Annotated in this window: 25 protein-coding genes; 4 read left to right on the forward strand and 21 right to left on the reverse strand. The window is 54.2% G+C overall.

All coding sequences use genetic code 11. The annotated features are described in order from the left end of the window. The gene (locus tag AB8516_RS03350; RefSeq protein ID WP_369158063.1) at positions 1-1,119 is read left to right on the forward strand and encodes a class I SAM-dependent methyltransferase; all 1,119 of its coding nucleotides are present in this window, start codon (positions 1-3) and stop codon (positions 1,117-1,119) included. A 263-nt stretch (positions 1,120-1,382) separates the two neighbouring features. On the opposite strand, the gene AB8516_RS03355 is transcribed toward AB8516_RS03350, so the two are convergent. Then, a complete protein-coding gene (locus AB8516_RS03355) occupies positions 1,383-2,063 on the reverse strand; it encodes a NeuD/PglB/VioB family sugar acetyltransferase (RefSeq protein ID WP_369158065.1) in 681 nt (226 codons plus the stop codon). After that, on the reverse strand, positions 2,060-3,394 hold the full coding sequence (locus AB8516_RS03360) for a phenylacetate--CoA ligase family protein (RefSeq protein WP_369158067.1): 1,335 nt from the start codon (positions 3,392-3,394) through the stop codon (positions 2,060-2,062). The genes AB8516_RS03355 and AB8516_RS03360 overlap by 4 nt, the downstream gene beginning before the upstream one ends. A gap of 43 nt (positions 3,395-3,437) precedes the next feature. Between AB8516_RS03360 and AB8516_RS03365 the strand changes: the two genes are divergently transcribed. Together AB8516_RS03365 and AB8516_RS03370 are read left to right on the forward strand one after the other, a co-directional pair. Then, a complete protein-coding gene (locus tag AB8516_RS03365) occupies positions 3,438-4,223 on the forward strand; it encodes a class I SAM-dependent methyltransferase (RefSeq protein ID WP_369158069.1) in 786 nt (261 codons plus the stop codon). Between the two features lie 29 nt (positions 4,224-4,252). Next, positions 4,253-5,263, forward strand: a complete 1,011-nt coding sequence (locus AB8516_RS03370; protein WP_369158071.1) for a sulfotransferase — start codon at positions 4,253-4,255, stop codon at positions 5,261-5,263. A gap of 324 nt (positions 5,264-5,587) precedes the next feature. Here AB8516_RS03370 and AB8516_RS03375 read toward each other — a convergent pair whose 3' ends face one another. From AB8516_RS03375 to AB8516_RS03430, 12 genes are all read right to left on the reverse strand, one after another. Next, positions 5,588-6,757, reverse strand: a complete 1,170-nt coding sequence (locus tag AB8516_RS03375) for an aminotransferase class I/II-fold pyridoxal phosphate-dependent enzyme (RefSeq protein ID WP_369158073.1) — start codon at positions 6,755-6,757, stop codon at positions 5,588-5,590. An 80-nt stretch (positions 6,758-6,837) separates the two neighbouring features. Continuing rightward, positions 6,838-7,392, reverse strand: a complete 555-nt coding sequence (locus AB8516_RS03380; protein ID WP_369158075.1) for a DUF3280 domain-containing protein — start codon at positions 7,390-7,392, stop codon at positions 6,838-6,840. After that, entirely contained in the window at positions 7,358-8,329 is a 972-nt protein-coding gene (locus AB8516_RS03385; RefSeq protein WP_369158077.1) for a hypothetical protein, read from the reverse strand. Before AB8516_RS03385 ends, AB8516_RS03380 begins: the two co-directional genes overlap by 35 nt. Next, positions 8,305-9,042 (reverse strand): (5-formylfuran-3-yl)methyl phosphate synthase, encoded by a 738-nt coding sequence (locus AB8516_RS03390; protein ID WP_369158079.1) that lies wholly within the window; start codon positions 9,040-9,042, stop codon positions 8,305-8,307. Before AB8516_RS03390 ends, AB8516_RS03385 begins: the two co-directional genes overlap by 25 nt. Further along, entirely contained in the window at positions 9,039-9,608 is a 570-nt protein-coding gene (locus tag AB8516_RS03395) for a DUF447 domain-containing protein (protein WP_369158081.1), read from the reverse strand. Before AB8516_RS03395 ends, AB8516_RS03390 begins: the two co-directional genes overlap by 4 nt. Next, positions 9,605-11,011, reverse strand: coding sequence for a DUF6513 domain-containing protein (locus AB8516_RS03400; protein ID WP_369158083.1), 1,407 nt, complete (start codon positions 11,009-11,011; stop codon positions 9,605-9,607). The genes AB8516_RS03395 and AB8516_RS03400 overlap by 4 nt, the downstream gene beginning before the upstream one ends. A 26-nt stretch (positions 11,012-11,037) precedes the next feature. After that, on the reverse strand, positions 11,038-11,550 hold the full coding sequence (locus AB8516_RS03405) for a 6-pyruvoyl tetrahydropterin synthase family protein (protein WP_369158085.1): 513 nt from the start codon (positions 11,548-11,550) through the stop codon (positions 11,038-11,040). A 583-nt stretch (positions 11,551-12,133) separates the two neighbouring features. After that, on the reverse strand, positions 12,134-12,556 hold the full coding sequence (locus tag AB8516_RS03410) for a hypothetical protein (RefSeq protein WP_369158087.1): 423 nt from the start codon (positions 12,554-12,556) through the stop codon (positions 12,134-12,136). Between the two features lie 442 nt (positions 12,557-12,998). After that, positions 12,999-13,613: an amino acid kinase gene (locus AB8516_RS03415; protein WP_369158089.1), complete on the reverse strand. Its 615-nt coding sequence runs from the start codon at positions 13,611-13,613 to the stop codon at positions 12,999-13,001. After that, positions 13,604-14,998 carry an aminodeoxychorismate synthase component I gene (gene pabB / locus AB8516_RS03420; protein WP_369158091.1) on the reverse strand — a complete coding sequence of 465 codons (1,395 nt, stop codon included), beginning with the start codon at positions 14,996-14,998 and terminating at the stop codon, positions 13,604-13,606. The genes AB8516_RS03415 and pabB overlap by 10 nt, the downstream gene beginning before the upstream one ends. After that, complete coding sequence (locus AB8516_RS03425) at positions 14,995-16,044, reverse strand: hydantoinase/oxoprolinase family protein (protein WP_369158093.1); 1,050 nt, start codon at positions 16,042-16,044, stop codon at positions 14,995-14,997. The genes pabB and AB8516_RS03425 overlap by 4 nt, the downstream gene beginning before the upstream one ends. Next, positions 16,034-17,038 carry an ATP-grasp domain-containing protein gene (locus AB8516_RS03430; RefSeq protein ID WP_369158095.1) on the reverse strand — a complete coding sequence of 335 codons (1,005 nt, stop codon included), beginning with the start codon at positions 17,036-17,038 and terminating at the stop codon, positions 16,034-16,036. The genes AB8516_RS03425 and AB8516_RS03430 overlap by 11 nt, the downstream gene beginning before the upstream one ends. Positions 17,039-17,056: 18 nt before the next feature. Here AB8516_RS03430 and AB8516_RS03435 point away from each other — a divergent pair, with 18 nt between their 5' ends. Next, a complete protein-coding gene (locus tag AB8516_RS03435; protein WP_369158097.1) occupies positions 17,057-17,746 on the forward strand; it encodes a HisA/HisF-related TIM barrel protein in 690 nt (229 codons plus the stop codon). A 22-nt stretch (positions 17,747-17,768) separates the two neighbouring features. Here AB8516_RS03435 and AB8516_RS03440 read toward each other — a convergent pair whose 3' ends face one another. From AB8516_RS03440 to AB8516_RS03470, 7 genes are all read right to left on the reverse strand, one after another. After that, positions 17,769-19,004 (reverse strand): 6-pyruvoyl tetrahydropterin synthase family protein, encoded by a 1,236-nt coding sequence (locus AB8516_RS03440; RefSeq protein WP_369158099.1) that lies wholly within the window; start codon positions 19,002-19,004, stop codon positions 17,769-17,771. A gap of 197 nt (positions 19,005-19,201) precedes the next feature. Next, entirely contained in the window at positions 19,202-19,714 is a 513-nt protein-coding gene (fae, locus tag AB8516_RS03445; protein ID WP_108289476.1) for a formaldehyde-activating enzyme, read from the reverse strand. 29 nt (positions 19,715-19,743) lie between these two features. Continuing rightward, on the reverse strand, positions 19,744-20,685 hold the full coding sequence (locus tag AB8516_RS03450; RefSeq protein WP_369158101.1) for a triphosphoribosyl-dephospho-CoA synthase: 942 nt from the start codon (positions 20,683-20,685) through the stop codon (positions 19,744-19,746). Further along, positions 20,685-21,593, reverse strand: coding sequence for a RimK family alpha-L-glutamate ligase (locus tag AB8516_RS03455; protein ID WP_369158103.1), 909 nt, complete (start codon positions 21,591-21,593; stop codon positions 20,685-20,687). The genes AB8516_RS03450 and AB8516_RS03455 overlap by 1 nt, the downstream gene beginning before the upstream one ends. Next, a complete protein-coding gene (mch, locus tag AB8516_RS03460; protein WP_369158105.1) occupies positions 21,590-22,564 on the reverse strand; it encodes a methenyltetrahydromethanopterin cyclohydrolase in 975 nt (324 codons plus the stop codon). Before mch ends, AB8516_RS03455 begins: the two co-directional genes overlap by 4 nt. Then, a complete protein-coding gene (locus AB8516_RS03465) occupies positions 22,561-23,721 on the reverse strand; it encodes an ATP-grasp domain-containing protein (protein ID WP_369158108.1) in 1,161 nt (386 codons plus the stop codon). The genes mch and AB8516_RS03465 overlap by 4 nt, the downstream gene beginning before the upstream one ends. Beyond that, positions 23,711-24,613 carry an NAD(P)-dependent methylenetetrahydromethanopterin dehydrogenase gene (locus AB8516_RS03470; RefSeq protein ID WP_369158110.1) on the reverse strand — a complete coding sequence of 301 codons (903 nt, stop codon included), beginning with the start codon at positions 24,611-24,613 and terminating at the stop codon, positions 23,711-23,713. Before AB8516_RS03470 ends, AB8516_RS03465 begins: the two co-directional genes overlap by 11 nt. Between the last annotated feature and the right edge of the window lie 2 nt (positions 24,614-24,615).

A 24,615-nucleotide genomic window follows, 5' to 3' on the forward strand; every position in this document is an offset into this window, starting at 1 on the left:
TTGAACACTACAGCGGCGATCACTCTGCTAGTTTTTCCGGTCGATATGGATGCAACGACACCGTTTCTTTCTGTCGGACATGCCTTGGGGGTCAGGCTCGTCGGCGCCACATCAGTTGAACATCAGATTGCCGATCCAAGACTGGATGAGCTGATCCATCTGCCCTATATTTCAGATCCGGATTTTTTCCAAGCCTTCGAGGCCTGCCTGGAGACACATGGCATTACCCATGTTCATACGTCCCATCCCGGGGTGTGGACAATACTTAAAGAGCTGCAGGAAAAACAGGCAGCCCAATCCCGCTTCCACCTCTGCCAACCCGCGCCCTACCAGGTGATCTGGCAGGATGCGGCTGCCGGTTACGCATGGGCCGATTCAGCCGTTGCCGATCCCTTTCCTCAACAGCTCAGCGACTCAAAAGGAAGTGTAAAGCCTGCGCTGAAACCTGGAGAGTATGCGGCTCTTCACAAGCAGTTCCTACATATACCTGGTCAATGCGACCTGGATAAACTCACCGCATTTGCGCAGCTCGCAAGGGTCCTGCCACAAGGGGACCTGGTCGAGATCGGTTCACTCGCCGGTCGCTCCGCGTTTGCCCTTGCCTGGCTGGCTGAGCGTTATGAGCTTGGAAACCTGATCAGTATCGATCCCTGGTCGAACCAGGCAATTGAGGCACAAGGCCGGCAGGCGGAGATTTTGAACAGGGATTTGGAAGCTATCGATTTCGAGCAGATATTTAGGGTCTATATCAGCAATATCTCACTGCTGACTAACGCAGGTTATATTCGCGACAGTTCGGCCAAGGCGATCGATCACTACAGACAGGCAGCCATGGAAGGTACGCTGATGAGTCCCCAACTCGGCACCATCGCTGTAACAGGAAAGATCTCACTGCTCCATATCGACGGCAACCACGATTACGACCATGTCCGTCAGGATATCGATGCCTGGACGCCTTATGTTATGCCCGGAGGCTGGCTGCTGCTGGATGACTATGTCTGGGTTTTCGGCGACGGTCCGAAGAAGGCTGGTGACGAACTCTTGCATAGCGATATGTTCGACCTGTCGTTCACCATGGGCGACACCCTCTATCTACGTAAACAGCAGGCCGGATTCTAGGGCCTGTTAACACTAATCCAATGCACCCTGTTGTGCCTGAAAAAGCGCCAATCAAGGCGCGAGGAGAGAAGTTTGGTTATTCCAAATGAATGACGAGCAACGCCGAGTGGCGCTTTTTCAGGCACAACCCGAAGGGCTGGGGCTGTTTTCGCCCCCAGCGGCGTTATCATTCGCTCATGTAGAATAACTACACCACACTCATTCTGCCTTGCTGGGCACGAAAACAGCCCCAGCAGGGCGTATTGGATTAGTGTTAACAGGCCCTAGAACTGCGGCCCCAAGTCGACTTCCTCTTCACTATGCTGACGAATCGCCTTGGCGGGGGAGCCCACTGCAACCATACGCTCGGGAATATCGCGTGTAACGGTTGAACCCGCACCGATGAGACTGCCGCGACCGATCCTTACCCGTTCAATAATCTGGCATCCAAGGCCCAAATAGGTTTCCTCGCCGCAGATCACATCGCCGGCGACCCGGCTTCCCGGACCCGCGAACACCGCACTGCCCAGGTGGGCGCCATGTCCGATCGTGACTTGCCAATCCAGGGCGACAAAATCATCAAGCCTTGCACCATGATTGACTGCATTCATACCCATCAGCAACACCCCGTTACCCAATATTGCATGAGGCGAGACATATGAGGACGGATTGACGATTGCCGGGCAGTCGGCCTGTTTCTTCATCAACAGTTCGCCATATCGCCGGCGCGCGACCGGACTACCGATACCGACCGCGAAAAGGTGCCCACTGATAAAGCTGATGTCATGCAGCAATTCGTCTCCACCCAATATCGGAAGCTGATTGATGTTCTCCCCTTTGCTGCGGGTACGGTCAATAAATCCGATGGCGCTGAAGCCGGCAAGTTGGGCCACCTCCTTGACACAGCAGGCATGCCCACCGCTACCGATGATCACCAGTGGCTTGTTGTTTATGATTTCGCTCATTGCTCATGCCTCGGCCTGCGATCTATCACCCGGCGCGCCTTGAATTGTGTAAGAGGAAAATAGCCCTGTTCCTTTGGCATGACAGTCACCCGCATGCCCAATCCACTCTGTAGCTTGTGTTCGGCTTTAGCCCTGAAAAGATCACTATTTACCGTCGTATCACACTCAGCCTCGATTCGGACCTGATCCAGTTCACCCTGGCGTTCAAGAATAATCCTGAACTCGGTTCCCATACCATCCAACCCTCGCAGCAGCTCTTCAACGTCGCCCGGATAGAACTTGACGCCACGCACGATGATCATATCGTCAAGACGCCCGATAATGCCGTGAGGCATGCGGGGATAGGTACGACCACAGGCGCAGGGCTCATCGGTCATGAGGGTTTCATCACCGGGAAAATAGCGGATCATGGGTTGTGATTTGCGCCACAGATGGGTGTAGACAACGGCCCCTCTACGGTTATAGCCATAGGATTGATTCGGGTCTTGCGGGTTGACCACTTCGGTGTAATCCACATCCTGATAGACATGCATGCCGCTTCCGTGAGAGCACTCCATGTTGGAACAGGGATGAAGTTCCGCGACATTACCGAAATCGATGGCGCGTATGCCAAATCCCGACTCGAGTCGTTGCTTGACACTGGGAATGCTGGCTCCCGGTTCACCGCCGAAAAATCCCAGGCGCAACCGGCTCGATGCCAACTCTATTCCCATTCCGCGGGCAGTCTCCAGGATATGCAGACAAAACGAAGGCGTCCCACAAATCACGCTGGCGCCCACCTGTTGCAACATGGCTATCTGGCGTTCGGTGTTACCCCCCGCCATCGGCAGAACCTTGGCACCGATGCGTTCAGCCGCTCCAAGCAACCCCCAGCCACCGACATAGAGGCTGAGAGGAAATACGATCTGTACGATATCCGATGGCCTCAATCCGGCAGCCCAGCACTGCATCGCCTGGGCCTCGGATACATGTTCCCAATCCTCCCCGCTTATGGCAAACAGCGTAGGTTGACCGGTGGTTCCCGAGGTAGCCTGAATCCGTTTGACCTGGGAAAAGTCAACGCCCAGATAGTTACCGAAGGGGGGGTGGTCGCGCTGCGACTGTCGCAGCATGGCCTTGGTGACAATGGGCACCTTGGTTGTGAAGTCGTTGAGATCTTTTATCGCTTCAGGGTGCACACCGTGGGCATCATAGAGTTGGCGGTAAAACGGAATCCGCTCGTAGACATAGTTCAGCTGATATTTGATGCGATCAAAGATCAAGGCCTGGCGTTGATCGGCGGGTTGTGTCTCCCGCTGCCTGTCCCAGAAAGTTTCGCTATCTTGTTGCATCGTAATTCGTCAATGCCTGAATCATGGTGCTAGTATACCAACAATGAATTGTTATATATGCACGGCCACGGCAGAGTACTACTTCAGTAAACAATTCGACCGCTTCGGTCTCGACACAGTGGACTATGAACGTTGTATGGCATGCGGTACCGTGTACGCTCAAACCCTGCTGGAACTTCCGGAGCATCAGTGGCAGTCTGTTTGTGAAAACTATCACAGCAGCTATCGTGGCAGTGGTGAGAATCCCGATGACCCCAACTGGCATGTCAGGCTTGAACAACAAGCCAAGGTCCTGTCGAAACTTGCCGACATCGGACTGCTGGCTACCGACAAGCCCTGGCTGGATTATGGTTGTGGTGAGGGTGAACTCGCCGGGATGTTGGATACGAGGATTGGGCAGATAGCCCGCTATGACCGTTACTGGAAAAAGGAAGGCTATCTGCAGGAGCCTGACCTGATCCCCGGCCATTTTGATATGGTGATTTCCACATCCACCCTGGAACATCTGCGCAGCCGATCCAATATGGATGCCTTGGCAAGACTCGTGACCGATGATGGTTGCCTGGGCTTGCATACCCTGGTCCGTGGTGAAATTCCACGCGATCCCGATTGGTTCTATCTACTGCCGGTACACACTATTTTTTACACCAACCGCGGAATGGCGCAGCTGTTCGATCAATGGGGATTCCGCTCCTCATTGTATGTTGTGGAAGCACGGTTATGGGTGTGGTTTCGCAAGCCGCTCAAACAGCTGCTGAAGGAAAAGCCTGAACTGGTTTCAATACCGGGTTGGCATGTAGCAGAGGGTTTTATGGCCTATTGGCCGTAGTGGTCATAATCAAACTATGAGAAACAGCCATGTCGCAAGAAATGGGCAATGAATCCAGAACTGATGCATTTCGCCGCAATCACGAGTTAGAGAGCCTGATAGAACGTCTCAATAACATATTACTGAGATCTGCCGAGCAAGAACTTGCTCAATTCAAAGCCCCCGAACTGCCACTGGTATTGGTCGTGGGTGGTCCCCGTTCCGGCACGACACTGATGATGCAGTGGCTGGCGGCCAGCGGCTGTTTCGGATATCCATCCAACCTGATCGCACGTTTCTATAAAGCACCCTATATCGGTGCGCTTATCCATGAAATGCTGGTAAACCCGAAATATCAATATAAGCATGATTTCGAGGACATTCGAGCCTACACCATGCACAGCAGCTTCGCCTCTGATCTTGGCAAAACCGACGGTCTGGCCGCACCCAATGTATTCTGGTATTTCTGGCGACGTTTCTTCGATTTTGATGACTGCCCCTATCTCGATGAAACAAAACAGGAAGCGGCTGACACCCGTAATTTCGTCAGGGAACTGGCCGCTCTCGAGTCGGCCTTCGCGAAGCCATTTGCCATGAAGGGCATCATCGTCAATTGGAATCTTGAATTTATCAACCGGCTGTTCGACAAAATCCTGTTTATACATGTTTGCCGTGAACCCGCCTATCAGATGCTCTCCATTCTGAAAGCACGTGAACGATTCAGGGGGGATCGTCGTTTATGGTGGGGATTCAAGCCGCCGGAATATGATGCCTTGACCCTGAACACACCAGAGCACGAGGTCGCTGCGCAGATCCATTTCACACGTCAGGCCATTGCGAACAGTTTTGAAAAAATGCCGAGTGAGCGATGGCTGTCGATAGACTATGAGCGGTTTTGTGAAAACCCGGCAATGGTCTATGGTCTGATCCGTGATAGGTTGGCCCAACAGGATTACGCCCTACCTGAGCGCTATACGGGACAGGCTAATTTCAGTAACAGCAACAATGCCTGCACTACCGACGTAAAATCACTTGAGACGATATATTCCGAGATCGGCTAACCAACCAGCGGATTTCAAACTGATTACCCACAATACTCAGCCACCGATTAGTGATCGTGGACTTTATAAGCAAGCCGCAAATGCTTGCAAAATAGTTTTAAGTCCGCAAATGAACGCGAATAAACACAAATCCATCCTACAGCTCGTGCGACACGAGATTCGTGGGGACTATCTCACAATAATTATTGGTTTATCCCCCCAAAAAGGCGCATATTCGCGTCTATTTGCGACTTGCATTCACAGCATCCTCTGTAAGGGTGAATTAGGCTAAACACATAGCTGAGAATTGTGGGTAATCAAGAATATTTGGGCCTGTTAACATGATTATACACTGGTCAGGACTCTGATAATTGAGGCAACTGCATCCACCTTTTCATCATCCATTTCCGGTCCCGCCGGTAGCACGATTACCCGTTCTGAAACTCGTTCACTATTGACAAGAAAGCTGCCGGCGTTCGGATAGAGATCCGAATAGGGTTTTTTTCGATGACAACAGGGCCAAAAGTAGCGTCTTGCCAATACGTTTTCGGCCTGAAGCGCATCGACAATCTGATCACGTGTTACTGGCGAGTTATCCGTCACTTCAACAACCACATATTGATAATTGTTGGATTCCTGTTCGTCATAGGCAAGCAGGTCTACTGTTGTAACATCAGCAAGTGCTCTGCTATAGGCCTGATATACACTGCGATTATGATCGATGACCTTGTCTATGGATTGGATATTGGTCAACCCCATAGCTGCGGCTATTTCCGTCATTTTACCGTTGGTGCCAGGATGAATGACATTGTCGACACCGGAAAAACCGAAATTACGCATCAGCCTCATGGTCTCGGCCAGTTCATCGTCATTGGTAAGAACGGCTCCACCTTCAAAGGTATGGAAAAATTTCGTGGCGTGAAAACTCAATACTTCACAACTGCCGAAGTTGCCGACTTTTGTCCCGGCATGGGTACACCCGAATGCATGTGCGGCATCGAACATCAACTTCAATTGATACTCATCTGCGATTGACTGCAGTGCCTCCACAGCGGCAATCCTTCCCCAGAGATGCACACCGATAATGCCGGTGGTGCGCGGGGTGATCATGCGCCGGACCGCTGCAGGATCGAGATTGTGTGTATGTGGATCGATATCGGCAAATATCGGTGTGATCGCCTGCCAATGGAGCGCATGGGCCGTGGCGATGAAGGTGTATGAGGGAACAATCACCTCTCCCTTCAACTGCAATGCACGGATTGCAATCTCCAGGGCGACCGTGCCGCTGCACATTGCCACACAGTGGGACACATCGTGATAATCGGCGATACGCCCTTCAAGCTCTCGAACCATGGGGCCGTTATTCGTCAGCCATTGACGGTCGAGTATCTCATTCGTGAAGCGTAAAAACAGTTCCCGATCGCCGATGGATGGACGGCCGACGTGGAGGGGTTCAGTAAATGCCGGCTCGGCGCCATTGATGGCCAAATCGTGGGTGGTGTTTAACTGTTTCATTCACTGTAGATTAACAAACAACCCTGAAGGAAAATATAATGCAACAGGGTTCCTACAATGTATAGTTAAAACCGACAGGATCACTTGCCGAACATTTTACCCAGATCGCGCACCATGTACCTGGCGGCGCGAAGCCAGGCCTTCTCATTGTCCCCCCTGAAATCGTAGGCCTTGCTGATCACCGTCTTTTTGCTCTCCACATCCTTGACCTCGATATGCATGGTCAGAATAAGCATGCTCATTTTATAAATCCAGCCGATCATCACCTTATCACCCTCAACCATTTCAGCCAGATCGTATTCGCAAAGATTACAGGTGTGTATATAGGTGCCCAAGCGGGCGGCATTGACCGCATCGTTGACTTGCTGCTGCGAGACCACATCGAATATACCCTCATTTTCGATTGTCTCGCCGATAAAACCGGTAATTTTTTCCAGCATCTTCTGGTGGCGGGTATTACCCCCGGGAACCGGGGTATTGTCGACGATCTCGAAAGGCAGCACGACGAGTCTTTCACGCTGCGCCGCTTTGCTTGCAGCAGGCGAAAGGATACAAGCGATCAAAGCCACGAAAGCCGCCAGTTGAACAATTTTCGGGCCCTCAATGCTGCCGGGATAACACTTTAATATATTCATCGGTTGCCTCCCTGTTGGTGCCAATCACGATGCGAAGATGGCCGGCGCTTGAAACTTCCAACTGGCCCCGAATCGCCACCTGTTCCCCCTGCACGGCCTGGCCCACATAGGTGGCGGTATAGCTGACAGCCTCCTTTATGGCGGGATGATCCAATATGTAACGAGCGGGGTATTCGAAGCTGTGACTGTCATCGACAACGTATACTTTCAGGTTGTGCATGCCTTGCTTTCTGTAGCAGAGCAGGTCCTGCCATGGGTTGGGATTCAGGTATGTAATATCGAATTTTGTTCCTTCAATTGCTGCCTTATTGTATTTTCTCTGTTCATGCCAGAGATATTCATCAAATGTGAGCGAACAGCCGCGCCGGTCATAGGCCTCTCGCCACAGGGTGCTATCCAGCGGCTGTAACTGTCGTTTTGTCAGCAGAGATTTTATGATCTCCCGGGCCTTACGGAACACCGTTTGCCGGTAGAAGAGCAGATCGATATCGGAAGTTCTTTTTTGTGCCCCAATCAGCAGAGAGCCGGTAACACCTACCTCCTCCGGATCCAGCCCGTTTACCTCAAACAGGGCCATCAGACGATGCAGCTTCTGCTCGATTTCATCGTGTGGGGTCTGCAGGCGCATTGTCCGTAATCTCTGTCGCGGTTGATGATGCACACAGACCAGGTCACGGTGAACCCCATGCAGGGTGACGTCTCTTGCCTTGGAATAGTGAATATAGTGTGGATAGTGATTCTTCAGCAACTCATCGCCTTCCCGGGTCGACAGCTTTTGATATCCACCCGGGATTCGTCGATATCTCAGGATTGCGAGCACCCTCTCTTCATCAAGATCCCCAGCCACCACGGCAAAGACCAGCCCCTCCGCCGTCTCGATAAAGTCCTTCGGCTGATAGCTGTTCAAGGCGTCTATCCCGCACCGCTCTTCAACCATCGACTCAACGCCGGCACCGTCCGCTCTCTCCGTGTGGCTGCTTGCGCGAGGGCATCATGTATCGCACGCAGCCGGTGTGGTGCAATACCGGCTGTGCGCTCGCGCCCTTCACATAGCGCGCCGCGAAAACCGAGATAGTCGGGCAATAGGCAATGCAGTTGGGGGATATCCTCCAATCGCAGGGATCCGGCGAGACCGCTTATCATGTCGAGTGCCCTGACCTCGCTCACGAACCGTTCGAGCCGGTTCAGATCCATGTGGTCCAGCAATCCTCCCCCACCCTTCTCAGCCGTGTCGAGCATGACACCGCGAAAACCGGAGCCGGCAAACTCAGCCAGCCGCTCCAGCGGAGGTTCACGATCCGCGAAAAGGACAGCAACCACCTTATGCCTGTGGGTAAGTCTACTGATGGCCTGCAGGCATCGGGTCAGGTTTTCAGCGGAGAAAAAACCGACCTTTACGTAGTCCACACCGCATTCGGCGGTCCGGCCGATTGCCTGAGCGAGTTGTTGCGGCTCGGCGGGCAGATCGCCGACAGTGGCACTGACCGGGCAACGGCCACCACAGCTGGCCGCCAGGCTGCGAATCGACTCGATCGGAAGGGCACCCAATGCGCCGGTGTGGGGATTCTTCAGATCGATGATGTCCACCCCAGCTTGAATGGCTGATTCAAGTTCCCGCCAGTCGATTACACTGGCCAACATGCGCGTCATAACGCATCCTCCATTTGCCGCCGGAACTCGTCCACGCGTGCCATCAACCACGCCCAGGCTGCCTGCTCCCGTTCGCCAGCGGTCTTTTCAATGGCGATGCTGAGATAGGCGAGTTCGGCCTCGATCTTCTCCCACGGCAACCGTCTGAGGCGGCTGACCAGAATCGCCAGTTCCAGTACGGCCGCCTGGGCCCGATTGAATCCCTGAAACGGCCGGTGGTTGGTTTCGTGGAGCGGTTTGCAGATCAGGCGCGGGCGGATCTTATCCTCCTCCACCCTCAACAGAGCAACCTCGCAGTGAGCCAGGGCATCGACCAGTCGAGGCGCAGCCACCTTGTCCGCCTCGACCAGAGGCCAATCGTAGCGTCCCGTGAGACAGCCGGCGAAGACCCTGACATCATCGCAATAATTGATGACGGCGCACTCCCCGGTGAGGATATTGTCGAGTGTTCGCGAGGGACGGAAGGGAGCGATCACGACCTCCCCTTCCCGCCAGACAACACCCATGGGCGCAATCTGATTTTCACCTTCCCGGCTGCGACTGGTAACGATAACTTCGTTGATCATGAGGTCTTCCCGACCCGGCTGGTTTTTTTCATGGTAGTACCCGGTTCCTGCTGGCGATTCATATCCTGCTCGACCTCTGCCAGTGCCGAACCCCAGCCTAACGGTTGATCCTGCACATAACGTTTGCCGAGTTGATGGGCGATCTGCGCCCGAGCCAGCTCGACACCCAGATAGAATGCATGCCCGCCATCTTCTTCGACCCCCAGCTGAGGATAGAAATCGAAAGGATCATCGTGGGTTATCAGGCCATCCCTGTTGTAGAGATGGATGCCTTTGTCGCTGACCTGGATGCGGAAATTAGGGTCGCGGATGTCAGCGGCCAGCTCACTGATCTGGGTGAAGGTATAGGGATAAGGTTTTGTTTCGTGCAGACCTGTCAGGCGGTTGCCGACCTGTTTCGGCAGGCTGTTCTGTTGGCGTGCCCAGTACATGATACGTCGCGCCGCATCCGCTTCCCGCACCGCGCTGCGGCAGTGAGGGCTGACCTGCGTGGTAAGGATGTTGGTGATATGAAGCTCCGAGATGATACCCATCATCACTGCATTGATGCCGGTGGTATCGGCTTCGGTCAACTCTGTGATATTACCCACTCCCATCATGATCTCCGTGTCCGGATGGTCGCTTCGTAGACGTTGATAGCGGACGATGGATTCGGTGAAACCGAAGTGAATGGGATCGAGAATGGGATCGGCGATGTAACCACGCCCTTCTGCATCGAGCCGCCGCATGGCACGCTGCAGGGAGTCGAGGTCACCCGGCTTGGCCGGTATCAGTACAGGCCTGGACACCACCTTGTCGGCAATCCATAGATTGGTTTCATGCAGACTCAGCAGGAAGTCGGCGCCCGCTTCCCCGCCAATCAGCAGTTCTTCGCTCTGCATCGAATCGACACTGACCTGGTAGCCGGCAGCCTTGAGTGCCCGGACGCTGTCGGCAAGATGGGGAAAGGGTGTATCCGGCAGACAGCCGAGATCGATGACATCGGCCCCATCGGCGGCATACGCCGCAGCCTGCTGCAGGATTTCCTCGATGATGAGATTGGGGGCGTCGACAATTTCCGCGAAGATTCGTACATCGTAGTTATCGAGATCGGGTGCCTTGCCTTCGTAACCGAAAAAACGGGGCAGATCCATCAACTCCTCCGGACCCCGTTCTACAGGAATGCCGAAGTGATGGCTCAGTTCCTCCAGATCACCCCGACAACGACCCGGCACCAGAATCCGCTGCGCATCATCGACCTCATTAAGACGGCGTTTAATCATATCGGCAGTCATCAGTGCCGCCACCTTGAGACCGAGGTTGTGCACCCGCCACTCGAATGCCTCAGAGGCCATCTCCCGCAGTACCCGGTGGAGCTGTTTTTCAGCCAGGGAGCCGGTCAGAAAAAGGATCTTTTCAACCACCGCGTTGCTCCCTCGACACGACCATCTCAAACTCCTCCCGAGTGGATCACACGTCGGCAGATACCCCACTGATGATCCGCCTCTTCCACAGCCACCTCGAGGGTCTTCACATGGGTCAAGGCAGCGCATGCTTCGAGTTTTGGCAGCAACGACTCCATGATGTACCAGGCAATCATTTCAGCTGTCGTGTTCGCTACTGGCAGTATCAGGCAGTTGCCGGCCGGCAGGGAAAACACCTTGTCATAACTCGAAACCTCTAGTTGACCGCCGCTCTTTTTGATTACGACTTCATCGCTTTTGCCCGGTAAAAGAACCTTGTCATGAAGCCCTGAACAGATTTCAGCGGCAAGTCGGTTGAGTTGGACGAAATCGATCACGAATGCGTCTTCGTTATTGTCGCCATAGGCCTGGATGCGGAGATGAAAATTGTGTCCGTGAAGGTTTTCACAGCTATTGTCGAAAGTGATGAAATGGGCGGAGTTGAAATGTAACTCCCCCGGGTGAACGTTGACTGCGAATGTCTGAGCGTGATTGAGCAAAGGTAGGCTCCAAATATATTGTTAACCCGACACTTTTATAGTTACGGCGATAAGCCTTTTTACCAGTTCGAGAAGTAACATGGGTCAAGGTAAGCGTCAACCTGGCCATCAATAGCAATGCAAGATTGGATCCAACTAAATATAGCGGATCTGCATATAAGCATTCGAATTATCCGTTAATTCAGCAACAAAGCAGCGATACTTCATACTTCAATAGAAAAATCGGGGAAACGGCCGATTTTGGCGGTTATGGTGAATTATAGCCACACTCAGTCGCGGCACGATCAGACTGGATTCGTATCTACGATAAGGGATGTTATGGCAAGGGGGCGCGGAAATCCGGGATATGGTTTAAGCGATGTATGACGGGAATGACACAGGCTGTGTCTCAAATATGCAAAGCCTGTGACCACTGAGCCCGATGGCAATCTGAGATCTGCATGGTTGTCTTTATTGATGGAGGCATGACAGCTCCCCTCCCTGCTCCTTGAGATGGGAATCCAAAGTGGCGCTTTGCCATACCCTACGAAACCGATTTGAGAGATTCTGTCATGCTGAGCGAAATACAGACGCCAGCAGAGCTCTAGCCCTTCTGTTGCGCGTCAGGTTCCTCGCAGCGTAGCATCGGCACTACGGATCCTACAGGATAGTAGGTGCCGTATTCGACCAGAAACTGACTCTGAATATTGTAGGCTTCACGTTCTGCGGCGATGCTTTGTTCACAATTTTCAAGTACTGCGCCCTGCCTGCCCTGAAGCCAGTGAACGAGTTCATGCAGAGCGACAGATGTATGGAAGATATTGTTTTCCAGATCCATGCGATCATCGAGATAGACCACATCCCCGTCACCGGGATACCAGCCCAGCACCTTGCAGGAACGTCCGTTACAGGCACGTTCCTCCAACCAGCTATGGGTCACCATCCGCATTTCGGGACACTCATTGTCAACGCGATGGTAATCAGAAAGGGTAAACACCCAGGACAGCAGTACAGCACATAATTCCATAACAACCCCCAGTCAATAAACTATGGGACGACCCTATTGAGAGGAGGATTCCGTGCCACATCTGCCAGGCCATCAGTAGTCTGATGTAATCTATAGCGGTAGATTGGTAGAGTACTTTAGAAAAAGCTTATGTACATATCTCATGAGTGATAGAAACATCAGATCTTACTAATATTCTGCATAACACATGCCAGCACTGCTTTGACAAATGTTAATATCCCTTATATTCAATTGGTTATAATAGTTTCCAAGAAATAACCGAACATCAACGTGTATTTGATTGCTTGTTTTAGTCAATAAATTGTCAGATTTTGCCCATACGGGATGTGTACATGCATCCAAATGGTGCACGAACTGCAACCCTGTTAGAACGATCTGGTTTTGCTCAGGACAGAGACCTAAGCGTGGAAATAGGGATGCAAGGCAAAAGGTGGCATTACTCTTATGCAGTCGCTATTTTTATGGCGACATCTCCGTTACCGTGACACAACTCCCCGAAACGGGCGTAATCCGGCCCGGACAATACCCAGGCATGGAGAGCCCCCTCCCCCTGCCGTAGAAATGTATCGAATTGAGCATCGACGATGCCGGCTTCCGTTAGCTTCTCAAGCGGCAGGCTGGCCTCTTCGCGGGTTACCGACTTGACCAGCAGCAGGTTGTCGATATCAAGTACTCGACAAAGCCATGCGGAGAGCGAATCGGACGTCACTTCCCAACCGTGTTTGATTTCGGGATCGGCCATCACCATGGCGGTCGGCAACCAGACCGGTGTCTCACCTCGCCGGAGCGCCTCTTCTATCTGGGATTGGTCTGCTGCGGCAGCCAGTCCCGTCTGCAGACCGCAGAGCATTCGACCGAACTGCTCCATGGCAAGCAGTGCCATCAAGTGTGCGGTTGAGTCATCGATTTGCCAATGGTGCTGTGCCAGCCTGACCTGATCCGCGAAAGGTCCACCCCCGGGGACGATGACCAGCGATCCGGCTTTCGCCAAGACAGCCAGCCAATCTCTCAGATCGGCTGAATTGAACAGGCTGCCCCCCAGCTTGACTACCCACATCGTTCGCTATTCATCTTTTCCATGCGTTGCAGCAGATCCAGCAGCGCGGAGGCCTTGTGGTAAGTCTCCCGATACTCAGCCTCGGGATCGGAATCGGCGACGATGCCGCCCCCAGCCCATAGACGGGTGATTCCCTCAGAGTGGGCCATGGTCCGAATCGCAATATTGCAATCCATGTCGCCATTGAAACCGATGTAGCCAATCGAACCACAGTAGATGCCCCGCCGATGGGGCTCCAATTCCTCGATGATCTCCATCGCACGCAGTTTCGGTGCACCCGTAATCGAACCGCCGGGGAAGCAGGCGCGTAACAGGGAGAGCGCATCCTCACCCTCTGCCAGCCTGCCGACAACCTTACTGACGAGATGATGCACCCGGGCGAAGCTCTCCAGCTTGAACAGCTCCGGCACCTCAACACTGCCGATTGCACATACCTTGCCCAAATCATTGCGCAACAGATCGACGATCATGAGGTTCTCCGCCTGATCCTTGCTGCTGTTTTTCAGCATTTCCGCAAGCATCATATCCTCTATCGGATCCTCTCCCCTGGGCGCCGTTCCCTTAATGGGTTTGGTCACTACACGACCGTCACGAACCTCGAGGAAGCGCTCGGGCGATGTACTCAGTACCTGGCAGTGAGGCATATTCAAATAGGCGGCGAAGGGGGCGGCGTTCAGCTGTCGCAATCCCTTGTAAGCCTGCCAGGGATCACCCTCGGCAGCGACTGAAAAACGTTGTGCGAAATTGACCTGGTAACAGTCGCCGTCCAGGATGTAGCGTTTGATTCTGGCGATGGATCCAAGGTATTCGTCCCGGGTCATGTTAGAGCAGACTTCACCGAGCACACGATAAGGTAGAGTCGTCCGGGTCTGAGTCGACCGCTCAAGAATCCGCTGCAACAATCTGCGATATCTTTCGAGACGGGCCGGATTCCGACCAACCAGGCGACTGCGTTGTTCCTGGTGATCGACCACCAGAGACCAGTCGTAAATACCGGCCGCCATCTCCGGCAGATTTTCTATATCCTCGGCAAGCGTCGGCAGCCGTTCGAGGCGGCGGCCCAGATCATACCCAAAATAACCTATCGCCCCACCGCTGAAAGGCATGCCCTCAACACCCTCGACCGCAGGTCCAAGCGCTTCCCGCAGCAGATGAAATGGATCTTCCCGAGAGCGCTCCATTGTGCCATCGATATGCTGAATCCGGGTCTCCTCTCCATGGGTGATCAGTACGCGAACGGGGTCTGCCGAAAGGATATCGTATCGACCTTGCATGCTATGGGGACTGCCACTGTCAAGAAAGACTGCCCAAGGTGAATGCGCCAGGGCCTCGAACAGCCGACTGCTATCCTCATGGTAGGGGAAATCCAGGGTAATGGGGTTCATGGGAGATGATCCTTGGCCAGACTGGCAACAGCCACCGCCGGGGCACACTCGGCCACCTTGGACTCCATCCGCTCGGCACAGGTGAACAACTCCTCGAAACCCACATAGGGTCTGTTCAATCGATGACAGATACGCTCGACCAGGAATCGTCCGACACCCGCACCCACAAGCGGGGCGGAGGCCGGGAGGCCGGGCCTGGAGAGTATCCTTTCACAGGCATCCACAAGCTGCCGCAGCTGCTGTTCAGCGATAAACCGGGATACCCCGCGCCAGCCCTCGAGGTCAGTGGCATCAATATCCAGTCCCAGCATGCGCGCCAATCTCCGAGCGCTGCCGGTGATGCTTTTCTCCCCGTTGTCCGCACTGGGCAGCAGATCGGCGGTTTCAGGTAGATCACCGTTCAAACGATAGATATCCGCAGTGGTCGCAAAATGCTCTGCCATTAAATAAACCCACTCTCCTGCAAACGGGACTTTGCCTGTAATCGCCATCAAAGGTGTGCGCACCACACCCGTGTAGATCAGGGCCTGACTGACCAGCCGTTGATGGTCACTATAATCGCATGCCAGCACCTGCTTGTCAGCGAATGCTATCAGGTCGGTGGTGGTGCTTCCTACATCGACCAACAAACCCGCCTGCAGACGGCCGGCAACCCAGGATGCGCTGGCGAGCCAGTTGGCCGATGCCACTTGCGGTGAATGCCTGAGCGCATTTTCAGGATTCAAGAATCCGGCGGGTCCGGCATAGATTGCCAGGCTGGCATTTGAAAAATGGCGGCCCATCGTATCGATCAGTGTCTTTACACCGGTATCCCGGTCGGGAAAAAGATCGACCAGCTCACCCGTCATGGTGACCGCGTGTTTAAGGTCACTGTTATCGCCGATCCTCTCTACAACCGAATCAATACCTGAGTCCAGATACTGCACTCCCTGCCACAGCGGGCAGGGTATCTGTTCAACTCTCTCCACACATCCGCGGCTGTCGATGAGTGCCGCCTTTGTATGGGCGCCACCGAGGTCCCATCCCAGTATTGCATCATGCCGCACCGGCATACTCCAGGTTCACATCCACCACCGATGCCTGCAGCATCTGATCAGGCAATGGAAGCCTGTCATTCAGCAGATCCAGCACCATTGAAGCTGGATTCATCCCGGTCGACTCTTTCAGTCCAACATATGATGTGGTGATTCTCGGGTTGACTTCCAACACCTGTAATTCCTTCTCTGTATCGATAATATCGACCCCTATGATACCCCACAGATCTGGCAGAGCGGCCACCACCTCTCGCCCAAGTCTGTGAAAGCTGGCCCGCTTATTCAAATGGCCATTCACAACACATCCGAGAAGTACGAATCTGTTGTCGGTTACGGCTATCCGCTGGTGATTGACACTCAGTACGAAGGCCTCACCTTTGCGCGCCAATATATTGAGACTGGTTGGCGTACCGTGAACGAACGGCTGTATTACATACTCGCTGCCTGCCGGGAGAGACTCAAATTGCTGATAAAGATCATCTCTGTCCCGGCAGATTCTGGTACCGTGACAGCCGACTCCGTCATCCGGCTTTATGACCCAGCTGCCCGGATGATCGGGTATCCTGTCCTCGTACCTGTAGGTTGGTACTACACAGATACCGCTTTCCATCAGGCAACTGGAAGTCATCAGCTTACTGGATGCGGTGTGTACGGCCTGCGGCGGACTGTTCAACAGCAGTTTCCCGTGGCTTATGACGGTTTCGCTGATATGTTCCAGTACATTTGAGAACTCTGGCGCGATGGGCCAAACCGCATCGGCGTTTTCCATGCATTCCTGCCAGGCCATGGCGAAATCTTCCAGATCGTGCAGCATATGGAACTCGATCGGCAGATCGGGCCTGCTCAGGCGGGCATCACGGGTGGTATGGATTTCGATACCGGTGATTTCCGCAAGGTCGGAAATCAATGCCCTGAGCATAATGTCCCCCTCCTCGGCAAGAGAAGGCGGCAAGGGGCTGTTCAGCATCCCTCCACCCGTAATATACTCGAATACAAACACTCGCATGGTTATTTATCCGCGTTGATGAAGCTCATACCAGTCATAGATATGATGCATAACCGTGTCGTTGTTGCGAACAGCGGCAAGCGTCACGCTTACGCAGCAGCCGATACTCCCTTGTGTCGTTCCAGTCGACCGCAGGAGGTATTGTCGGCACTGTTGGATCTCTATCCATTCGATACCCTCTATATTGCTGACCTCGATGCCATCTGTGGCAGCGGCTCGAATCTCGAGTTGATCTACGCTCTCCACCTCAAGTATCCCGAGATAAACCTGTGGGTAGACAACGGGCTCACCGACCTGGGGCGGTTATGCGGCTTTGCCCGCCCGGTAATCGGTACGGAATCCATTGTCAGTTGCGAACAACTTGCTCATCTGGTTGCATCGCTTCCCTCTCCCGTACTCTCACTGGACTATCATGACGACCACTTCAAGGGGCCGGCCGGTCTCGACCGGCATGTGGATTACTGGCCCGAAGATGTGATCGTCATGTCACTGACTCGGGTAGGTACTTCGACCGGTCCCGACACCACCCGGCTACAACAATTCCTGAACCTGCAACCCCGGCTTCGCCTCTACGCAGCTGGAGGCATTCGGGATCAGCAGGATTTACAGCAGCTTCGTTCTATCGGTGCTGCCGGTGTCCTTTTATCAACCGCCCTCCACCAGGGGGCGATTGATCACGGGGTAATCGATCGCTTCATCAATGCCTAGATCCTGTTGACAGTCATCAGGACTAAGACTGCGATTTGGCAATAATCTCCAGGGTAGGCGTCTTTTCCCTGATCAGGTCACGTAACTGCGATGCCCCCAACTTCCCGTCGACGAAATGGGTCAACAGGCTGTCGCTGCCGGATTGCTGGAATGCCTCCAGAGTGGGACCGCTGTATTTACACCAGGACTGAGTGGTTTCATATAACTGCAATTCAACCAACCCGGGAAGATATTCGATCAACTGCTCCCAGATAAAAACACACAGCATCTCGGTACTCGACCGCCATGCCAATTCCGATGTGGCGTAGTTCAGGTTATGATGGTCGAACCTGTCGATCACACGCCTGTTCGCCACCCATTTCAGATATCCGTAATCCACCACGCAACCGGTCACCGGGTCGATACGGTCCCTGACTTTAACATGCAGCAGATAACGGCCACCATGCAGGTTGGAACACTTCGCCGGATGATCCGTAATGAAATGCGCGGCGTCGAATATCAGCTCTTTAGACACTGTCACCTCAGGGGTTTTCCGATCAAACCGTTCCATGGCGCACGGGATCTCCATCAGATCGTCTTTGATCAGTGCCAGCAGGTGTTGCGTATCGGACCGGGTCAAGGTACGTAGCAGCAATCCGTCGGATTGATCTGCGGCATCAAGCTCCCTGAATTCGATACCGTGGCGGCAAGCCTCCGCCATTATCGTCTCCCCGGCCGCCCGCCCCGGGAGTTGCAGAAACAGGTATCCAGCCTGCAGTTCGCCGATATGGGCGACAAGCACAGCCAGACTCAATAAAAAATCGGGGGGTGGAACCGGAGAGAGATGCGCTTCCGCACTCAGTGCCAGATACGCCGCAGGGACCTTCAGGCGATTGACCGCTACCACCCGATGGGTCTCTTCCGCATATCTGTATTCCTGACGAAAGAGAAAACCATATTCGCTCAGCCATTGAAGATTCCATAGCAGCATATCAAGCCGCCTGATCTCTCCAGGTACAATGGAGAATGCCTCCTCTCTCTGGAGTAACCCGCCCCACTTGAGTCCTCTGTAGATGGCTCGTGCCTGTTCTGACGGATAGGCCTTGGGCCGCGGATAGTCCTCCGGATTATCTGTCCTGTTTAACAATTCTTGATCGATCAGAAGATCCAGAGGCAGGTGATGCCGGATGGCGTACTCCTGGAGCGTCAATGAACAGCAGCGAAGCAAATGGCTGTTGTCCAGATTGGCAACTGCACTGCCACATTCAAGACATTGCATATTCAGCCTCCACGATCGATTGATAACAAACCCACTGGAATTGTCAGCAGACGTTTGTTGTTCTTATCTGTCTGCTGTGTCGGCGGATAACCACCTAAACGCTTCCAGCCACCACCTGTTGCCCTTTCAGATGCCAGGGATGTCTTTCGAGTCAGCCGTCGACACTTCCCTGTGATGACGACATCATCAAGTAAGCGTCAGTCGTGTGCCGCAAAGGGATGAGATACCGATCCCTTCTGCGCGACAACATCACTGGCCTTGGGCTCGCCCGCAACGGCGCGTTTGATCGACTCCTTGGTCGCCTGGTAGTTGTAGTCCTGGATCTTGGCGTCGTCCTCAGCCTCCCAGTGGATGAATACGCCGACACAGACAAAGACATCGTCAGCCTCATCGGCGGGGATGGTGCCGTCTTCGACGCAATCGGCCACAGCCATGGCAACGCCGCGTTGCGCGGGACCGAACATCTGTACCGCTTGTTTGGCCCCTTTGATGGTTACCTTGTTAAACATCATGGTGCTGGGTTTACAGGCCAGGTTGGGCGCCACAACCGCCAGCAACGCAGTAAACCCATCCTTGTTGTTGACCAGACCGTTGCAGAAAGCTGTTTCTGCGGCGGAACCTCTTGGACCGATCAGGAGATCAATATGCGCAACTTCGTTGCCGTCTCCGACCAGCGATTCTCCGACCATCGTTCTATTGATAACTGGCATTTCAGTTTCTCCTTACTTGTTATTGAGAGTTAACTTCGTATCCCCACCTCTTCCGGGCGGGAATCGCGGACACGGGTAAATCCCGCATTCTGCTCAAACGCTGAGTGCATCGATTCCAGATATGAGATAAATAGTGTGGCGACCGTTAAGTCTGCCGAAGTGCCTGGATTGACACCTTCACGCTTGAATTCACTGTCTGCCTGAAGCAGACGTAATTGGTAGTGTTCCGGCATCTCAGCCTGGAACAATCCTTCGACCAGATCGGCCGCGTGCAGACTTGTCGCGACCGCCTTGTAGAGCCCTTGCTTGCGTTGAATATGGGTATCGGGAAAGTGCGCCAACAGACTGAGGAACAGACCCGTGACCGCCCACTCCTTGCTTTGCCAACGCGTCTCGTAACTGCGCAGCCGAGGCAGCGCAAAGTCGAATAGGTCTGCAAAGCCGGTGGCGTATTGGCGGGCAATCTGATCGCGATCCGCCGCATGGGACATCACTTCGATCAAACCTGCACTGGGCTTCCTGATAACATCATGCTTATCGGATTGGCCCAGTCCAGCCGGCGCTGCCAGTCGAATGGCACGGAACAGCCACTCCATCTGCTTTGCATCGACGTCAAGCAGGACCTTGCCAAGTTTGTCACGCAATGCCCCAGGATGTTGGCTCCGGTCATATGCGGCCTGAATCAACGGTGCACACAGCATCAGAATACCGAGATTGGTATTGCAACCGACTGCCTCGCGGGTGGCCTCGACTGCTTTGTAGATCCTTTCTCCCAGTCCCAGCTCCAGTGTTGTCAGAGGTTCGGCACTGACATTGGCACTGGTGATGAAATCCTCCAGGGTCATACCGTGACCATCAGAAAAACGATGCACATTACCCGGTTTCAGCGCATCCAGCTCACTCAGGCAGGCATGACGATATACAGTGGAGATCTGCCCCCTGACATTGTGCTGTGACGGCAATCCGGTCATCAGATCACCTCCGTCAGGGAGCCGCCGTGGCAACAGGAAAGAAAATCATCCACCAGCAGTTGCGTGACATCCATCTGACAGACCTGTTGCAGGCCTTTCCATGCCGGGATGCTGTTGACTTCGATGACATAGGCCCGACCCTTGTCGTCGCGTAGGATATCGACACCCGCATAACTCATCGATAATGCACGGGAGGCGGCTTCCGCCAGCTCTTTCAACTCCTGGTCGAGCACTGCCGGATGGCAGCGGGCACCCTGTGCCACGTTGCTGATCCAACCCTCACCATGACGCAGCATGGCGGCGACCGCCTGGCCATTGATGACGAACACCCGCCAATCATGGGCATCCTCATTACCGGTGTGAATGAACCTTTGCAGATAGAATACACCGCTATAATGTGCCGGTTCAGGGAGAGTGTCGCCTTGACGGATACGTACCAAACCGTCACCTTGAGAGCCGAACAGGGGTTTCAGGACCAGTTCGTGGCCAGCCTTGAACTCATGCTTCACGATCCTCGCCAGGTCGCGCTCCTCACCAACCACCCAGGTGGGAGGTGTTGGGATACCGGCGGTGTGCAGCAGGAAACTGGTCATCCCCTTGTCAACGCTACGCTCAATGGCACGACCGTCGTTGTAGACGCAGACACCGAGATGCGTGAGTGCGTGCAGAATATCGAGATAGAGTACGACCTGTTCGAGCGTACCACCAGGCACGCCTCGCACGAACACCCCGTCCGGCCTTGTTTCAAAGCCTGGAATCACCAGGTGCTCTCCTGCTCCGCCTAGATCGAATCCACACTGCTGCAGAGAGACGAACTCGCTGCTGCAACCCTGCGTTTCAAACGCCTCACGCAGACGTGCACCGTGCCAGCCTGGATCGTCGGTAATGATGGCGATACGCCTGTTCATGGTTCAATACCGAAGGAAGCCGCCATCAGCGCGGTGTCCAGAGCACCTGCCGCATAGCTGTTACCGCTATCGAGTGCGCTGACCATCACCCGTGCCGGACTGAACAGCATGGGATCGATCTTGAAAAAGTCGTACCCGTAGGCCTTGAAAACCTCGCCGAAGGGACGCCCATAGTCCCGGGAAGCACTGCTCGGCAGATCAATGGCAAGTTTCTGTGCCTGCGCATCCTCTCCACGGACGAAGAGCTGCACCAAACCGGCAAACAGAATGGCGTCGTTGGTGCGACCCATGGCAGTGAGGAAATCGGGTGCCGGCGGCGGCAATGGCGCACTGCCCATGCCATCCTGTATCGCATGCAGATCAAAGCCCAGCTCGTGGGATTTGTGCATCGCCACCTCCAGTACCCGTGCGACGATTTGCACCGTACCGGCAAGGCTGCTGGTGGGCGTCAGGATAAGGGTCAATGCATCCGCATCGATACCGCAATCCCGGGCGATCTTCTCACACAGGGGTAGTGGGGGTAACCGGTCCACCTCGAGCACCAGGCAGGTCCGGTCTGCCTGATCCCGATAGTCCAGCTCATTGAACAGGGGCTCTTTAAGGGAGAGTGCCCTGCCGGGTCCCGAACCCAGGGCATTGAAACCTTTTTTATCCGTTTCCTTGTGCGACAGACTCCAACCTGCATATTGGCTGCCCAGGCAGGCAAGCACAGGATCGGCGGCATGCACGTGTACCGAAAGCGGCCAACCCGCCACCGGACCGCTACCACTGAGGCTGACACTGCCAAGTCCGCCAAGACAGATTTCAGCGATGCGCCGTCCGGCCTCCAGAGAACCCTTGACATGGATCCCCGCATCCACCAGCAGACAACCGTTCTCAAGCCGCTCGATTCCGAGGCACAGAATTTCCGCATCAGCCACCAATGATTCCACCAGCGGCGCAGTCAATGCATTGATGCTTGGGCGACTCATACAGCCACCCGGCATGGTTGCGATGGGTATATGGATGGACCAAGCAGCCGTAACACCTCATCACGGTGTATATGTAACTCCGCTTCAACCTCTGTGGCGTTGGCGCCCTTGGCGTGCAGACTGCACAATGGCTGCCCTTCGACTATCCTGCTACCTGCCAGCGGTCGATCGCTGATCCATTGCGGCCAGGACATCTTATTGGGAATCTCAACATTTCGTGGCGCATAGATAATCTGATGCCCATGCATCACAGCCGGGGCGTTGTTCGGAACCTCCGGCAGTTCTCCGCAACAGGCCGCTATATGGTGCTTGATCCAACCGTCTGGCAGCAGATGTTCATAGAGGTCCAGGGTGGCCGTAGGCCTTGGATTGAGATCGATTACAAAGATACCGGCATCATCGTGCACGAAGTCCAGGCTGTTTATTCCCCGCAGGCCAAGTTCGGATACCAGCTTAATGACAGCCAGTTCGACCTGGGAACGCACCACATCGCACAGGTAGGCCTGGCCGATGGCGCCACTATAGAGAAAGGGTGCCGGTGCACCGGATCCCGCTATCCCAAGCATGTTGTATCCAACGGTGTGATGTCTTTTACCATCTGCGATAAACAACATGGACATTACCTGGCCCGGGATGAATCTCTGGTAGTAGCAGGCGGAGTCTGTCGCGGTATATTCCGGAGAGTAATAGGCCACACCCTGACCGCCGCAACTGGCGGCCCTTTTGATCAACCAGCTGCTCTCTGTGGCGGAGTAAGGTGCAGTGAGGCTTACCTCCGGATAGGCTATCTGTAGGCGGTCAAGCAATGAAAAAAAACGCTGGGGTCTGCGCAATAAATCGAGTACCGAAGGATCATTGCCGAATAAATGGAATAATTCAGACAGGTTTCTCAGCAAAGATGTTGATTCCTCCAAGCCTGCCCCATAAACCACTCCGCAGGGATTGTCGGGAAACAGGGATGCGATCTCTTTGACAAATATTTCCGCATCGAGGTTTGAGAATCCCTGGGTGACTGGCCAACAATCGGCGACGGCCAGGGTGTCTTGATCGCAAAATCCATCGATAAGTGTTACCCGGTAACCACCGCGATGAGCCGACTCGGCTATCGCCCTGCCGCTGTTCGCCAAAACCAACAGAGAGGTGGATTTAGCCGACATACTCGCGTGCCACCTCAAATGCGTTGTTGAAATCGAGAAATTCCGCTTCACCGGTTTCATACATACGCTTTAACAGCAGATGCTGGGTCTGGTACTTTACGTTACCTACCGCCAACGCACCGATACCGACTGCATTTGTGGGTGATTCGTTGATGGTCACCCCGTCATCCATGACACCAACGCCTTCTATCCCCTCCGGCGGCACCGCATTGACATCACAGGCCACTTTCAGCCGTTCAGCTTTCATGAGTTGGCTGCTGTTCAGCACTTGAACCCCCTCCGTGGCAGCGTTGAATACCACATCGGCCTCGCTTACCAGTTCAACGATCGATGCATCGTTACTGCCGTCGGCACCCGATAGGGCCGATCCATAACGCTGGTTACAGAGATCCGCCACGGTCTCAGCCTTGGCCAATGAATGGTGGCTGACGATGATGGCTTCGGCACCTGCGTTGGAGGTCAACATCGCCGCTGTTGAACCGACCGGCCCGGTGCCGCCGAACACTACGATCCGTTTATCTTGCAGTCCCCCTGCCCGGCTCTTTTTCAGTTCGCGTTCAACACAGGCAACCATACCTGCAGCGGTAGTGAAGGCGCCGCTGGGATCGGCGAACAGTGAGACCTCGAACGGCGGCACCATCGACTTTTTTGCCGCCTGCATCATCTCCATGGCAAGATGAGTATCCCGTCCTCCCACGAAGATACCGGTCCTTTTGACTCCCTTTGGACCACGCGAGAAGATCGCATCCTGCACCAGCTCACGCACCTCATCCAGGGTAACATCGGTATAGGGCGTGCATGCGGACCAGCCCGCATCGTATGCCATATTCACATCGAATGGGCTGTGGTTCTTGGTTGCAGTCAGCATGTGCAGCAAAAAGGGTTTTTCCATCA

Origin of the sequence: Candidatus Thiodiazotropha sp. LNASS1, from assembly GCF_964212655.1 — a bacterium.
In the GTDB taxonomy this organism is placed as follows: domain Bacteria; phylum Pseudomonadota; class Gammaproteobacteria; order Chromatiales; family Chromatiaceae; genus Thiodiazotropha.

Coding starts and splice junctions, on each gene's coding strand:
- AB8516_RS03355 (WP_369158065.1), bottom strand. CDS start 2,063: ATGAGCGAAATCATAAACAACAAGCCACTGGTGATCATCGGTAGCGGT.
- AB8516_RS03360 (WP_369158067.1), bottom strand. CDS start 3,394: ATGCAACAAGATAGCGAAACTTTCTGGGACAGGCAGCGGGAGACACAA.
- AB8516_RS03365 (WP_369158069.1), top strand. CDS start 3,438: ATGAATTGTTATATATGCACGGCCACGGCAGAGTACTACTTCAGTAAA.
- AB8516_RS03370 (WP_369158071.1), top strand. CDS start 4,253: ATGTCGCAAGAAATGGGCAATGAATCCAGAACTGATGCATTTCGCCGC.
- AB8516_RS03375 (WP_369158073.1), bottom strand. CDS start 6,757: ATGAAACAGTTAAACACCACCCACGATTTGGCCATCAATGGCGCCGAG.
- AB8516_RS03380 (WP_369158075.1), bottom strand. CDS start 7,392: ATGAATATATTAAAGTGTTATCCCGGCAGCATTGAGGGCCCGAAAATT.
- AB8516_RS03385 (WP_369158077.1), bottom strand. CDS start 8,329: ATGGTTGAAGAGCGGTGCGGGATAGACGCCTTGAACAGCTATCAGCCG.
- AB8516_RS03390 (WP_369158079.1), bottom strand. CDS start 9,042: ATGACGCGCATGTTGGCCAGTGTAATCGACTGGCGGGAACTTGAATCA.
- AB8516_RS03395 (WP_369158081.1), bottom strand. CDS start 9,608: ATGATCAACGAAGTTATCGTTACCAGTCGCAGCCGGGAAGGTGAAAAT.
- AB8516_RS03410 (WP_369158087.1), bottom strand. CDS start 12,556: ATGGAATTATGTGCTGTACTGCTGTCCTGGGTGTTTACCCTTTCTGAT.
- AB8516_RS03415 (WP_369158089.1), bottom strand. CDS start 13,613: ATGTGGGTAGTCAAGCTGGGGGGCAGCCTGTTCAATTCAGCCGATCTG.
- pabB (WP_369158091.1), bottom strand. CDS start 14,998: ATGAACCCCATTACCCTGGATTTCCCCTACCATGAGGATAGCAGTCGG.
- AB8516_RS03430 (WP_369158095.1), bottom strand. CDS start 17,038: ATGCGAGTGTTTGTATTCGAGTATATTACGGGTGGAGGGATGCTGAAC.
- AB8516_RS03435 (WP_369158097.1), top strand. CDS start 17,057: ATGAAGCTCATACCAGTCATAGATATGATGCATAACCGTGTCGTTGTT.
- AB8516_RS03440 (WP_369158099.1), bottom strand. CDS start 19,004: ATGCAATGTCTTGAATGTGGCAGTGCAGTTGCCAATCTGGACAACAGC.
- fae (WP_108289476.1), bottom strand. CDS start 19,714: ATGCCAGTTATCAATAGAACGATGGTCGGAGAATCGCTGGTCGGAGAC.
- AB8516_RS03450 (WP_369158101.1), bottom strand. CDS start 20,685: ATGACCGGATTGCCGTCACAGCACAATGTCAGGGGGCAGATCTCCACT.
- AB8516_RS03455 (WP_369158103.1), bottom strand. CDS start 21,593: ATGAACAGGCGTATCGCCATCATTACCGACGATCCAGGCTGGCACGGT.
- mch (WP_369158105.1), bottom strand. CDS start 22,564: ATGAGTCGCCCAAGCATCAATGCATTGACTGCGCCGCTGGTGGAATCA.
- AB8516_RS03465 (WP_369158108.1), bottom strand. CDS start 23,721: ATGTCGGCTAAATCCACCTCTCTGTTGGTTTTGGCGAACAGCGGCAGG.
- AB8516_RS03470 (WP_369158110.1), bottom strand. CDS start 24,613: ATGGAAAAACCCTTTTTGCTGCACATGCTGACTGCAACCAAGAACCAC.